Genomic DNA, 13,802 nt, shown 5'->3' on the forward strand with positions numbered 1-13,802 from the left:
GTATTGGCTGCCCTGGTCGCTGTGAAACTATACGTTTTTCGGCCTGCCACGCTGCTCGTAAGACATATCCAACGCCTTGATTACCAAGTCAGCGTCGGGCTTGGATGAGAACGCCCAACCCGCAACACGGCGGGCACAAAGGTCTATAACGGCTGCCAGTTAGTGCCATCGGCCTTCAGCCCAGACGTACGTAATGTCACCGCACCAGACCTTGTTTGGAGATGCAACGGTGAACCCTCGATCAAGCACGTTCGGAATATCAGGTCGTTCCACGGTAGCCTTTTTGTAGGCATGGGAGCCCGGCTGCTTGCTGATCAAGTTCATCTCCCGCATCAACTTACGTACTTTGAATCGCCCGATTTGTATGCCGTCCTCTTTCATCATCAACATGATGCTTCGGCTGCCCGCAGCGCTTCGACTTTGGGTAAATAGCTCGTTCACACGGCTGCGCAAAACCACCCGCTCAGCATCGGTAAATCGACGTTTTCGGCAGTACGTGTAGTAGCAGGATCGGGTTACTTCAAATACCGAGCACAACAGATCAACAGGCTCTTGAACCCGCAGTTGATCGATTAACGCGAACGCTCGTGTTCCTCGGCCATCAAGAGCGCGGTGGCCTTTTTTAATATAGATTTTTCCCGTTCCAGCCGGTTGATTCGGGCTTCTAACTCTTGGATTTTTTGCTGCTCGGGCGTCAGCGCTTTACTGGTCGGAGTGACTCCGCCGCGCTCCTGCTGAAGCTGGCCAACCCAACGGCGCAGAGCCGACTCGCCAATGCCGAGTGAGCGGCTGGCTTCGATGAAGCTGTAATTTTGCTTGAGTACGAGGTCAGCAGCCTCGCGTTTGAATTCAGCGGAAAAGACACGGCGTTGTTTGGTCATCTGACACCTCGTTCTGGCGAACATTCTCGCCTAAATGGGTGTCCGGTTTCATTAGACCACTACAAATGGCGTTGAACACCATCGGACAGGAGACCGCCTGAAAGGCCCGTGATAGCTAGGCTATCGGCAGGAATCTCGGATGGGATAGGATTATTTCGGACAATTAAAAAACCGGCTTGTGGCCGGCTTCTCGGGGGCGGGTTTGGCTTATTTTTGGTAAGCCGTACTCGCCTTCAATTTAGACATCCAGGCCCTGAGTGTCAGGGGTGGGGCGTGGCGGCTTATTGCTGCCTTGCCTGCAATCCGGCCTGCTCGATGCAGGGCGCGGTGCTTATGTGGCGCGAATCATACTGGGATTCAATGTCGTTTCCCAGCGAAAACAGCTCAATTTTCAGGCATAAAAAAACCTCGGCGAACCGAGGTTTTGGTGTGAGCCAAGCCTGCTGCAACGCAGGCCGGGGTTCACTTAGCCTTTGTAGGCCGCTACCGACTTCATGATCTCGGTACGGGCTGCTTCTGCATCGCCCCAACCTTCGATCTTCACCCATTTGCCTTTCTCGAGATCTTTGTAGTTCTCGAAGAAGTGCTGGATTTGCTGAATCAGCAAAGGTGGCAGGTCGGTGTACTCTTTCACGTCAACGTACAGCTGGGACAGCTTGTCGTGAGGGACTGCAACGACTTTGGCATCGCCACCGCCGTCGTCGGTCATGTGCAGGATGCCAACCGGACGGGCACGGATTACCGAACCTGGCGCTACCGGATAAGGGGTAACAACCAGCACGTCGAGGGGATCACCGTCGTCAGCCAGGGTGTTAGGGATGAAACCGTAGTTGGCTGGGTAGAACATCGGGGTTGCCATGAAGCGGTCAACGAACAGGCAGTCGCTGTCTTTGTCGATTTCATATTTGATCGGCGCGTGGTTCGCCGGAATCTCGATGGCGACGTAGATGTCATTCGGCAGGTCTTTGCCAGCCGGAATCTTGCTGTAGCTCATTGGGCGGTGCCCCCGTGTATAGGCCAGTTTACTTGGCCGATTTGGCCAAAAAGTGGCGGCGATTATAGGCGTATTCCGCTAACGCCGTCACGTCTGGCCGGTTTAGTGGTGCGTCACGACCGGTTAACGGACCCTCGGTACTCGGGGTGCCCGCTTTGTAGCGTTTGCAGCCGGGTCAGCGGGTCTTGCCGGTAGAACAGGCTGAGCTGCTGGTACACCTTGGGGTAGGCGTGGGTCAGCAGGTCCGGTGCGCTGAAGAAGTACTCGCTGGTGACCGCGAAGAACTCTGCCGGGTTTTCGGCCGCATACGGATCAATGGGCGCGTGAGCCGGGTCGTGGTGATCGAGGTAGTGATTGAGATGGTCGTAGGCTTGTTGCATGGCCTCGGTCCAGTCACCCAGGTGCATGCTGCTGTGCAAGGGCGGCATGCCATTGGCGGCACCATTGAGCATGTCGAGTTTGTGCGCCAGTTCGTGAATCACCAGGTTGTAGCCTTCCCAGCCGCCACTGGACAACACGCCAGGCCAGGCCAGCACCACCGGGCCATGTTGCCAGGCCTCACCGCTGTGGGTGCCTTGCCATTCGTGCTCGACTCCACTGGAGTCGCGATGACGCTGGGGGCTGATGAAATCATCGGGGTAGAGCACTATTTCGTGGAAACCCTGATACCAGTCCAGTTCGCCCAGGTTGAGCAGCGGCAGCTGTGCCTGGGCGGCCAGCAACAGGCGGCCTGCATCGGTGAGTTCAACCCCGGGCATGGGGGTCAGGTGTTTTTCTTGCAGAAATAACACGCTGTGCTCACGCAGCCATTTGTCCTGGGCGTCGTCCAGCCCGTCGAGAATACTCAGGTGCTGGCGCACGTCATGCCATACGTTTGCCGCGACCGGGTGTTGCGCCAGAATCCGCTGGCGCCGCCATTCACTCAGAGACCACATGCGGGCGGCCCCCTATCAGGCTTTGGATGGGCTGCGGCCCATGCGGCTGCGGATCACACCAATGATCATCGGTACCAGAGACAACAGGATGATGCCCACTACCAGCAACGACAGATTGGACTTGATGAAGGGCACGTTGCCGAAGAAGTAGCCCAGGGTTACCAGGCCGCCGACCCAGAGGATGGTGCCGAAGACACTGAACATCAGGAAGCGCGGGTAGAACATGTGTGCCACGCCGGCAACAAAAGGCGCAAAGGTGCGGAAGATTGGCAGGAAGCGCGCCATGGTCACGGTTTTACCGCCATGACGTTCGTAAAAATCGTGGGTCTTTTCCAGGTAATCGCGGCGGAATATTTTCGAGTTCGGATTACTGAACAATCGCTCGCCGGCGGTTCGTCCTATGACGTAGTTGGTGCTGTCGCCCAGAATTGCCGCCACCATCAGCAGGCCGCCCAGCAATACCGGGTCCATGCCACCGCCCGCAGCCACTGCGCCGGCAATGAACAGCAGGGAATCACCCGGCAGGAACGGCATGACCACCAGGCCGGTTTCACAGAAGATCACCAAAAACAGGATGGCGTAGATCCACACCCCGTAATCTCTTACCAGCATGTCCAGGTACACATCGAGATGCAGGATAATGTCGATCGGGTTGAAATCCATGTAAAGCACCTGTGCTGATGACCCGGCTCTGCAGGTCCGTGCGGGAAAGGGAAGGGTATTTAACTACAAGAGATGTAGTTTTTTCGTACATCTCTTAAAAAAGCGGATTATACGGATTGGTGCAAGTCTTGTTGGTTGAGTTTGTAGCGAGGCGTGTATTGGCTCGCAGCGGCTGGCTAATCAACCCAGGGAGCGAGCGTGCCTCGCCAAGCACACAGCTCGCTCCTACAGAGTCATGGCCCAGTGTTTATTCACCCTTGAGCAGGAAATTCTCGCTGGGGGCCGCTGATTCTATGGTGTGTACCTGTGCTTCGTCCTTCAGGTTGACCCCCGACAATTGCCGACGACAGGCTTCACGCATCAAGTAAACCAGCCGATGGGCGGCCATGGCGTAGCTCAGCCCTTCGAGCCGCACGTTAGAGATGCAGTTGCGATAGGCATCGGTCAGGCCGATCTTTGGCCCGTAGGTGAAGTACAGACCCAGACTGTCTGGGGAGCTGAGGCCGGGGCGTTCGCCGATCAGCATCACCACCATTTTTGCACCCAGCAGTTCGCCGATTTCATCGGCGACGGCGACCCGTCCTTGCTCCACCAGAATCACCGGTGACTGGCTCCAGTTTTCAGTGGCCGTTTGCTCCTGCATGCGGGCCAGAAAGGGCAGGGTGTGGCGATGAACCGCCAGCGCCGATAGCCCGTCGGCTACCACTATGGCGACATCGATCGCGCCAGGATGAGCCAGGGCGTAGTCGCGCAATTGCTGCGCCGAGTCGTCGTCAAGTTTGCGCCCCAGATCCGGCCGTTGCAGATAGCTGTGGCGATCAATGGCGGCGCTGTGCAGCAGCAGCGTTTGCTGTCCGCGCTCGGCAAGCTGGCTGCTCAGCCCTGCGTGGTCAAACGGCAAATGCACCGCATCCCGGGCCTGGGCGTGGGCAAACTGAAAATCCAGCTGGGCCCCGGTGGGCATGCTGGTGCCGGTGCGGCCCAGGGCAATGCGCGCCGGGGTCAGGCGGCGCAGTTCCAGCCAGGGGTTGAGACTGTCGGTGGGGGTAGTGGCCATGTTCAGCGTCCTCCCAGATGAGCCAGTGCCTGGCGAAATGCCGGTGGCAGTTGATGGCCGAATTCGATGCGGCCATCGGTCTGGGTGAAAATCCCGATCTTGCTCAGCCATTGCTCGAACTCGGGGGCAGGTTTGAGGCCCAGGGTTTTTCGCGCATACAGCGCGTCATGGAACGAGGTGGTCTGATAGTTGAGCATGATGTCGTCCGAGCCCGGAATGCCCATGATGAAGTTGATCCCGGCCACACCCAGCAGGGTCAGCAGGTTATCCATGTCGTCCTGGTCGGCTTCGGCGTGGTTGGTGTAACAGATGTCGCAACCCATCGGCACGCCCAGCAGCTTGCCGCAGAAGTGGTCCTCAAGCCCGGCGCGGATGATTTGCTTGCCGTTGTACAGGTACTCGGGGCCGATAAAACCCACCACAGTGTTGACCAGAAACGGTTTGAAATGCCGCGCTACCGCATAGGCCCGGGTTTCACAGGTTTGCTGGTCGACGCCGAAATGCGCGTTGGCCGACAGCGCGCTGCCCTGGCCGGTTTCGAAATACATCAGGTTGTTGCCCAGGGTGCCGCGGTTGAGGCTTAAACCGGCCTCGTAGCCTTCCTGCAATAGATTCAGATTGATCCCGAAGCTGGCGTTGGCGGCTTCTGTACCGGCAATCGACTGGAATACCAGATCCAGCGGTACGCCACGGTTGATCGCTTCAATCGAGGTGGTGACATGGGTCAGCACACAGGATTGGGTGGGGATTTCATAACGCTGGATGATGGCGTCGAGCATGTTCAGCAGGTCGCAGATCGAGGCGATGCTGTCGGTGGCCGGGTTGATACCGATCATGGCGTCGCCGTTGCCGTACAGCAGGCCATCGAGAATGCTGGCGGCAATCCCCGCCGGATCGTCGGTGGGGTGGTTGGGTTGCAGGCGGGTAGAGAGCCGCCCGCGCAGGCCCATGGTGCCGCGAAAACGGGTGACCACCCGGATCTTCTGCGCCACCAGAATCAGGTCCTGCACGCGCATGATTTTTGACACCGCAGCGGCCATTTCCGGGGTCAGGCCCGGCGCCAGGGCACGCAGGCTCTGTTCGTCGGCGGCGTCGCTGAGCAGCCAGTCACGAAAACCGCCCACTGTCAGATGGCTGACGGCGGCGAAGACGAGCGGGTCATGGCTGTCGATGATCAGCCGGGTAACTTCATCGGATTCGTAGGGAATCAGCGCTTCCTGCAGGAACCAGGCGAGCGGGATGTCAGCCAGGGCCATTTGCGCAGCGACCCGTTCACCGTCGTTGAGCGCGGCCACTCCAGCCAGGAAATCCCCGGAGCGTGCCGGGCTGGCTTTGGCCATAAGGTCTTTGAGGCTGTCAAAACGGTAAGTCTGAGTGCCTACCGCTTGAGAAAAAGTTGCCATTCAGGATGCTCCTCAACGCCAGACGCCACGCGTCTGGCGGGTTTCTCAGCGACTAGTGCAGGGCTTGCTCGGCTTTTTGGATCGCCGCGAATTCCTCTTCAGGCGTACCGGCCACCAAGTGGTGCCGACTGTAAAAAGCGAAGTAGGCAATTAATACGCCATAGATCACGGCAGCGCCAATCACAACGCGCGGGTCCACCAGGAAACCGGCCACGACCGCGACGCAAGCCAGCACCAAAGCGATGCCTGAAGTGAAGATTCCGCCCGGAGTGCGGTATGGACGCTCCATTTTGGGGCGACGAATACGCAGGGTGATGTGTGCAGCCATCATCAGCACGTAGGAAATGGTCGCGCCAAACACCGCCACCAGAATCAGCAAGTCCCCCTGGCCGGTCAGTGACAGGCCAAAACCTATGATGCCGGGGATGATCAGCGCCAATACCGGGGCTTTGCTTTTGTTGGTTTCGGACAATTTACGCGGCAAATAGCCGGCACGGGACAGGGCGAAGATCTGACGCGAATAGGCGTAAATGATCGAGAAGAAACTGGCGATCAAACCGGCCAGACCCACCAGATTGACGAAACTGCCCATCCAGGTTGAGCCGCCATAGGCCTTGCTCAGTGCTTCAACCAGCGGGTTGCCCGAGGCCATCAAGTGGTGCGCGCCCGCAGCGCCGGGGCCGATGACCAGAATCAGCAGGGCAAAGGTGACGAGTACCAGCATGGCGCCGATCAGGCCGCGAGGCAGGTCGCGCTTAGGGTTTTTGGTTTCTTCGGCGGCCAGCGGCACGCCTTCGACGGCGAGGAAAAACCAGATCGCATAAGGGATTGCGGCCCACACGCCGACATAGCCGAATGGCAAGAAGGTGCTGGCGCCTTTGGCCTCGGTAACCGGAATATCCAGCAGGTTGGCGACGCTGAAGTGCGGCACCATCGATACCAGGAACACGCCCAGGGCAATCGCGGCCACGGCGGTGATGACAAACATCAGTTTAAGGGCTTCACCCACGCCGAAAATGTGAATGCCGATAAAGATGATGTAGAACGCCAGATAGATCATCCAGCCGCCAATCCCGAACAGCGACTCGCAATAAGCGCCGATGAATACGGCAATCGCCGCGGGGGCGATGGCGTATTCAATCAGGATCGCGGTGCCGGTCAGGAACCCGCCCCACGGCCCGAATGCGCTGCGGGCAAAGCCATAGCCGCCGCCAGCGGTGGGAATCATCGATGACAGTTCGGCCAGCGAAAAGCACATGCACAGGTACATGGTGGCCATCAGCAATGTGGCGATGAACATTCCGCCCCAGCCGCCCTGGGCCAGGCCGAAGTTCCAGCCGGCGTAATCGCCGGAGATGACATAGGCCACACCCAGGCCCACCAGCAGGACCCAGCCGGCAGCGCCTTTTTTCAGTTCGCGTTGTTGAAAATATTCGGAGCCGACCTTTTCAAAGTCGACCGAGGAAGCTGACGCCGGAGCGCCAATGGGTTCGCTAGGCATGTGAGTGCACCTGTTCTTTTATAGTTTGGAAAATATGACAGGGAGCAAAGCAAGAGCTGGGCCATGGGGCCTGATATAGAGCGGCTTGCTCTGTAGGAACGAGCTTGCACGCGAGCTTTTTACGGCTCGCGGGCAAGCTCGCGCCTACGGAGGTCAGAGAGGTTAGAAGAAGCCCAGCGGGTTGATGTCGTAGCTCACCAGCAGGTTTTTGGTCTGCTGATAGTGGTCGAGCATCATTTTGTGGGTTTCACGGCCGACCCCGGACTTTTTGTAGCCGCCGAACGCGGCGTGGGCCGGGTACAGGTGGTAGCAGTTGGTCCAGACGCGACCGGCCTTGATGGCGCGGCCCATGCGGTAGGCGCGGTTGATGTCGCGGGTCCACAGGCCGGCGCCCAGGCCGAACTCGGTGTCGTTGGCAATCGCCAGGGCTTCGGCTTCGTCCTTGAAGGTGGTGATGCTGACCACCGGGCCAAAAATTTCCTCCTGGAACACACGCATTTTGTTGGTGCCCTTGAGCAGCGTCGGCTGGATGTAGTAGCCGGTTGCCAGGTCGCCTTCGAGCTTGGCTACCTGGCCGCCGGTCAGCAGCTCGGCACCTTCAGCCTTGGCGATTTCAAGGTAAGACAGGATCTTGTCGAACTGCTGCTCCGAGGCCTGGGCGCCAACCATGGTGTCGGTGTCCAGCGGGTCGCCGCGTTTGATCGACGCAACCTTCTTCATCACCACTTTCATGAAGTCGTCGTAGATCGATTCCTGAATCAGCGCGCGGGAAGGGCAGGTGCACACTTCGCCCTGGTTGAAAAATGCCAGCACCAGACCTTCGGCCGCCTTTTCAATGAAAGTCGGTTCGGCCTGCATGATGTCGGCGAAGAAGATGTTCGGCGACTTGCCGCCCAGTTCAACGGTGGAAGGGATGATGTTCTCGGCGGCACATTTCATGATGTGCGAGCCCACCGGGGTCGAGCCGGTGAAGGCGATTTTGGCGATGCGTTTGCTGGTGGCCAGCGCCTCGCCAGCTTCTTTGCCGAAGCCTTGCACCACGTTCAGCACGCCCGGAGGCAGCAGATCACCGATCAGTTCCATGAACACGGTGATGCTCAGCGGGGTTTGCTCGGCCGGTTTGAGCACGATGCAGTTACCGGCAGCCAGCGCCGGAGCGAGTTTCCAGGCGGCCATCAGCAGCGGGAAGTTCCACGGAATGATCTGCCCGACCACGCCCAGCGGTTCGTGGATGTGATAGGCCACGGTGTTGCCGTCGATTTCTGCCGCGCTGCCTTCCTGGGCGCGGATGCAACCGGCGTAATAACGGAAATGGTCAGCTGCCAGGGGGACGTCGGCGTTCAGGGTCTCGCGTACCGCCTTGCCGTTGTCCCAGGTTTCGGTCACGGCCAGCAGTTCGAGATTCTGTTCGATACGATCGGCAATTTTAAGCAGCACCAGCGAACGGGCCTGAACCGAGGTCGAGCCCCAGGCGTCAGCAGCGGCATGGGCGGCATCCAGGGCTTTTTCGATGTCTTCTGCTGTTGAACGCGGGAATTCGGCGATGGGTTTGCCGTTCACAGGCGAGGTATTGGTGAAGTACTGGCCTTTGACGGGCGCCACGAATTCGCCGCCGATGTAGTTGCCGTAGCGGCTCTTGAACGAGACGACAGAGCCTTCGGTACCGGGTTGTGCGTAACGCATGGGGAGTGTCTCCTGGCTTTATTGTGCTTATGGGAGGACGCGCTGTGGCGTTGTCATATGCAAGAGCAAAGGCCGGGCCATATTGTCTGCAGGGCTCTAGGCTGGGGCTCACATGGATATAGGGGCAGTAGGGGTGGCAGTCGCTGTCACGGGCTCGATACAGTTGCCGTGACACTTTGTACCAAAACAGGTGCAGATGATGACCGACGGGTCAGTTGGCGATTGCAAAGCCCGGCCGGCAAGCAGATGCTGAGTGTTCGGTCTGGACCTGGATCCATGTTGGCGAAGAGGGTAAATGTGCCCCTGCCGGACATGAGACCGCCGATACAGCGCGGAGAATAATAAGAATGCACAGCAGTGATTTAAGCCGGCACGCCCGGCAGGTTCTCGATGTCACCCAGGGCCGCCCCCAGGGGTGCGACCCTTCTATTGTCCGTTCCTGGCAGCGCTGCCTGGAGGACTACCACCTCGATCCCGCACAAACCATTGCACCGACGGTGCTGGAGCACGGGCGCATTCTGGAAGGTCGCGAGCGTTTGCAGCAGGTGCTGCAAATCGCCGGGCACGAGATGAACAGTCTGCATCAGCAACTGTCGGGGGCCGGGCACGCGGTACTGCTGACCGATGCCCGCGGGGTCATTCTCAACTGTGTAACGGCGGCGACCGAACGCAAAGTGTTCGAGCGGGCCGGGCTGTGGCTGGGAGCTGACTGGAGCGAGGCCCGAGAGGGTACCAACGGGATTGGCACCTGTGTCGTGGAACGCCAGGCCTTGACCATTCATCAGGACGAACATTTTCGTGGCCGCCATACCGGGCTGACCTGTTCGGCAAGTCCGGTATTCGATCCCCAGGGCGAATTGCTGGCGGTGCTGGACGTGTCCTCGGCGCGGCATGACGTTTCGCGCCAGAGCCAGTTTCACACCATGGCCCTGGTCAACCTCTCGGCGCGGATTATCGAAAACAGTTATTTTCTGCGGCACTTCGAAAACCAGTGGCTGCTGCGCTTTCACCTGCAGGCCGAGTCGGTGGGGCTGTTCAGCGAAGGGATGCTGGCGTTCGATGGCGACGGCGCCATCTGCGCAGTCAATCAGAGCGCCCTGAATTTGCTGGGGCATGAGCGGGGCGGGCTGCTGGGGTTAACAGTCGACAGCCTGTTCGATTGTCCGCGGGACGAACTGTTCGCCCGTGCCAGCACCCAGGCCAGCACCAACTGGCCCCTGCGCACCCGCGACGGTCGCCGCTTGTATGCGGCGGTGCGTGGTCAGCCGCGCAGCGTGCCGTGCGCGGTCAAGCCCCAGGCCGAAGCCGTGGTGCCCCGGGTGAGTAGCATTTGCCTGGGGGACCAGGCCCTGCAGACCGATTTTCGTCGTGCCTTGCGGGTGTTCGAGCGGGATGTGCCGTTATTGATCAATGGCGAAACCGGTTCGGGTAAAGAAGCCTTTGCCAAAGCGGTGCATCAGGCCAGCTTGCGTAACGGCAAAGCATTCGTCGCCCTCAATTGTGCGTCGATCCCCGAAAGCCTGATCGAAAGCGAGTTGTTCGGTTATCGCGGCGGCAGCTTTACCGGAGCGCGCAAAGAGGGGATGCAGGGCAAGTTGCAGCAGGCCGATGGCGGCACCCTGTTTCTGGACGAGATTGGCGATATGCCCCTGGTGCTGCAAACCCGTCTCTTGAGAGTGCTGGAAGATCGCCTGGTGGTGCCGATTGGCGGTGAACCGCTGGCAGTCAATGTGCGCATCATCAGCGCCACGCACCGCAACTTGCAGGAGCGCGTGGCTGACGGCAGTTTTCGCGAAGACTTGTATTACCGTCTCAATGGTCTGGAAATCGGTTTGCCGGCGTTGCGCGAGCGCAGTGACAAGTCGCAGTTGCTGGATTTTCTCCTGGCCGAAGAAGCGGCTGACCAGCACCTCGTGCTCAAGCCTGCGGCACGCCAGGCTTTGCTGGATTTTCAGTGGCCGGGCAACGTCCGCCAGCTGCGCAACGTGTTGCGCACTCTGGCGGCGTTATGTGAAAACCAGACGATCGAGTTTGATGACTTGCCCATGGCCATTCGCCAGGCCCCCGCCACGGTTGCCGTCCCCTGTGCGCAGCCGTTGGAAAACGCTGAAAAACTGGCCCTGCTCGAGGTGCTGGAACTGCACCGCTGGCATATGACCCATGCCGCCGTGCAGCTGGGGATCAGTCGCAATACGCTGTACAGAAAGCTACGCAAGCACGGGATAGAGCGATAGCTTATTTTGCGGGAGCCGGCCGGGCGGCTCCCGCAAAAGACGGCATTTGAATCATCAGGTGCGAAAAAAAACCCCCTGCGATACCCTTCGCCGATGATTTTCGAGGTCGACTATGCACATTCATATTCTTGGTATTTGCGGCACTTTCATGGGTTCGCTGGCTGTTCTGGCCAAAGAACTGGGTCATCACGTTACCGGTTCCGACGCTAACGTCTATCCGCCAATGAGTACCCAGCTGCAAGCTCAAGGCATTGAGTTGACCCAGGGCTATGATCCGGCCCAGCTCGACCCGGCACCCGATCTGGTGGTGATCGGCAACGCGCTGTCCCGTGGCAACCCGGCCGTCGAATACGTGCTGAACAAAGGCCTGCCTTACGTATCGGGCCCGCAATGGCTGGCCGATCACGTGCTGCAAGGCCGCTGGGTACTGGCTGTGGCTGGCACCCATGGCAAAACCACCACCAGCAGCATGCTGGCCTGGGTTCTGGAGCATGCGGGCATGGCCCCGGGCTTCCTGATCGGTGGTGTGCCGCAAAACTTTGCGGTGTCGGCCCGTCTGGGTGATACGCCGTTCTTCGTGGTCGAGGCCGATGAGTACGACAGCGCCTTCTTCGACAAGCGTTCAAAATTTGTGCATTACCGTCCGCGCACCGCGATCCTGAATAATCTTGAGTTCGATCACGCGGACATCTTCCCGGACTTGCCGGCCATTGAGCGCCAGTTCCATCACCTGGTGCGCACCATCCCGAGCGAAGGCCTGGTGATTCATCCCACCACCGAGCCGGCCTTGCAGCGCGTGATCGAGATGGGCTGCTGGACCCCGGTGCAAACCACAGGCGATGCCGGCCAATGGCAGGCCAAACTGCTCAGCGAAGACGGTTCGCGCTTTGAAGTGTTGTTTGAAGGCAGCGTTCAAGGCACCGTCGAGTGGGACATGACCGGCCAGCACAACGTGGCCAATGCCCTGGCGACCCTGGCGGCGGCACGCCATGTGGGTGTGGTACCAAGCCTGGCGATTGACGGATTGAGCGCGTTTAAAAGCGTGAAACGGCGGATGGAGAAAGTCGCTGAAGTTCACGGCATCACCATCTACGACGACTTTGCCCACCACCCGACTGCCATTGCCACGACCCTTGATGGTCTGCGCAAACGCATCGGCGACGCGCCGCTGATTGCCGTCATCGAGCCGCGCTCCAACTCCATGAAACTGGGCGCCCATCGCGACGGCTTGCCGCAAAGTGTGGTGCAGGCCGATCACGTGGTCTGGTATGCCCCGGCCAATCTGGGCTGGGATCTGGCGGCGACGGTGGCCTCAAGCCCTGTGCCGACTCTGGTATGCGATTCGCTGGAGGCGATCATTGCCGAGGTCAAGCGCCATGCCAAACCCGGTACTCAGGTGGTGATCATGAGCAACGGCGGCTTTGGCGGCCTGCACGGCAAATTGGCGGAAGCCCTGCAATGAGTGGCCCGGAACGCATCACCCTGGCGGTAACCGGTGCCTCTGGCATGCAATACGCGCTGCGCCTGCTCGATTGCCTGGTGCGGGAAGACCGTGAGGTGCATTTCCTGATTTCCAAGGCCGCGCAATTGGTGATGGCCACTGAAACCGATGTCAGCCTGCCGCCCAAGCCACAGGCCATGCAGACTTTTCTGACCGAATACACAGGAGCTGCCGCCGGGCAGATTCGCGTCTACGGCAAGGAAGATTGGATGTCACCGGTGGCGTCAGGCTCCGGAGCACCGGCCGCCATGGTGGTGGTGCCCTGTTCTACGGGGACGCTGTCGGCCATTGCCACCGGCGCCTGCAACAACCTGGTTGAGCGGGCTGCGGATGTCACGCTCAAAGAGCGCCGGCAGCTGATTCTGGTGCCCCGTGAGGCGCCGTATTCCAGCATCCATCTGGAGAATATGCTCAAGCTGTCGAACATGGGGGCGGTGATACTGCCCGCCTCGCCGGGCTTCTATCACCAGCCACAAACCATCGATGACCTGGTGGACTTTGTGGTGGCGCGAATTCTCAACCTGCTCAATATCCCGCAAGACATGCTGCCACGCTGGGGCGAGCACCATGTGGGCGGCGATGAGTAAGGTTGTGCTGCTGATGCTTGCGGCTATGCATGTCTGTGGTTGCGCCAGTGTTCGCACGCTGGACGCGGCCAAACCGGGGGCGCCGATTGTCTATTCCGGCACCCGACTGGACATGTACGCGTTACAGGGCGGGTGCTGTGCGATGGACCGCTTTGGTGCCGATGCCCCGCGCTACCCGGGGCTGGACCTGCCAGCCAGCGCATTGCTCGATACGCTGCTGTTGCCCTTGTCGGTGTTGACGGTGCTGGGTGTGGGCTATCAGGCCAGCGGTGGTTTGTAGTCGCTGCCAAAGGCTGCTAGCTCTGTGCTGCGCAGGACTACGCCCCCCGGTTTTATAAAGCTCGCAGCCTTTGGCAGCGACCA

At 59.6% G+C, this 13,802-nt stretch carries 11 protein-coding genes and 1 pseudogene; 4 read left to right on the plus strand and 8 right to left on the minus strand.

All coding sequences use genetic code 11. From position 1 onward, the window contains the following. Window positions 1–30: 30 nt before the first annotated feature. From FEZ21_RS06385 to FEZ21_RS06420, 8 genes and pseudogenes are all read right to left on the minus strand, one after another. Window positions 31–881: pseudogene (locus FEZ21_RS06385) on the minus strand (IS3 family transposase); the annotation flags it as partial. A 466-nt stretch (window positions 882–1,347) separates the two neighbouring features. Further along, window positions 1,348–1,875, minus strand: coding sequence for an inorganic diphosphatase (gene ppa, locus FEZ21_RS06390; protein WP_003444254.1), 528 nt, complete (start codon window positions 1,873–1,875; stop codon window positions 1,348–1,350). Window positions 1,876–1,988: 113 nt separating this feature from the next. After that, window positions 1,989–2,810: a zinc-dependent peptidase gene (locus FEZ21_RS06395; protein ID WP_160626694.1), complete on the minus strand. Its 822-nt coding sequence runs from the start codon at window positions 2,808–2,810 to the stop codon at window positions 1,989–1,991. A gap of 15 nt (window positions 2,811–2,825) precedes the next feature. Further along, on the minus strand, window positions 2,826–3,473 hold the full coding sequence (locus FEZ21_RS06400; protein ID WP_003444252.1) for a DedA family protein: 648 nt from the start codon (window positions 3,471–3,473) through the stop codon (window positions 2,826–2,828). 247 nt (window positions 3,474–3,720) lie between these two features. Next, window positions 3,721–4,530: an ethanolamine ammonia-lyase subunit EutC gene (gene eutC, locus FEZ21_RS06405; RefSeq protein WP_010655463.1), complete on the minus strand. Its 810-nt coding sequence runs from the start codon at window positions 4,528–4,530 to the stop codon at window positions 3,721–3,723. A 2-nt stretch (window positions 4,531–4,532) separates the two neighbouring features. After that, a complete protein-coding gene (locus tag FEZ21_RS06410; RefSeq protein ID WP_160626697.1) occupies window positions 4,533–5,933 on the minus strand; it encodes an ethanolamine ammonia-lyase subunit EutB in 1,401 nt (466 codons plus the stop codon). 52 nt (window positions 5,934–5,985) lie between these two features. Further along, window positions 5,986–7,434 carry an ethanolamine permease gene (eat, locus tag FEZ21_RS06415; protein WP_003444246.1) on the minus strand — a complete coding sequence of 483 codons (1,449 nt, stop codon included), beginning with the start codon at window positions 7,432–7,434 and terminating at the stop codon, window positions 5,986–5,988. A gap of 162 nt (window positions 7,435–7,596) precedes the next feature. Further along, window positions 7,597–9,117 (minus strand): aldehyde dehydrogenase family protein, encoded by a 1,521-nt coding sequence (locus FEZ21_RS06420; RefSeq protein ID WP_003444244.1) that lies wholly within the window; start codon window positions 9,115–9,117, stop codon window positions 7,597–7,599. Window positions 9,118–9,464: 347 nt separating this feature from the next. Here FEZ21_RS06420 and FEZ21_RS06425 point away from each other — a divergent pair, with 347 nt between their 5' ends. From FEZ21_RS06425 to FEZ21_RS06440, 4 genes are all read left to right on the plus strand, one after another. After that, entirely contained in the window at window positions 9,465–11,351 is a 1,887-nt protein-coding gene (locus FEZ21_RS06425) for a sigma-54-dependent Fis family transcriptional regulator (RefSeq protein ID WP_160626699.1), read from the plus strand. 112 nt (window positions 11,352–11,463) lie between these two features. Beyond that, on the plus strand, window positions 11,464–12,813 hold the full coding sequence (gene mpl, locus FEZ21_RS06430; RefSeq protein WP_003444238.1) for a UDP-N-acetylmuramate:L-alanyl-gamma-D-glutamyl-meso-diaminopimelate ligase: 1,350 nt from the start codon (window positions 11,464–11,466) through the stop codon (window positions 12,811–12,813). Next, window positions 12,810–13,439: a flavin prenyltransferase UbiX gene (ubiX, locus tag FEZ21_RS06435; protein WP_003444235.1), complete on the plus strand. Its 630-nt coding sequence runs from the start codon at window positions 12,810–12,812 to the stop codon at window positions 13,437–13,439. The genes mpl and ubiX overlap by 4 nt, the downstream gene beginning before the upstream one ends. Further along, on the plus strand, window positions 13,432–13,719 hold the full coding sequence (locus tag FEZ21_RS06440) for a YceK/YidQ family lipoprotein (RefSeq protein ID WP_003444232.1): 288 nt from the start codon (window positions 13,432–13,434) through the stop codon (window positions 13,717–13,719). The genes ubiX and FEZ21_RS06440 overlap by 8 nt, the downstream gene beginning before the upstream one ends. Window positions 13,720–13,802 lie beyond the last annotated feature (83 nt).

The organism is Pseudomonas sp. 9.1(2019), assembly GCF_009910445.1.
In the GTDB taxonomy this organism is placed as follows: domain Bacteria; phylum Pseudomonadota; class Gammaproteobacteria; order Pseudomonadales; family Pseudomonadaceae; genus Aquipseudomonas; species Aquipseudomonas paraversuta.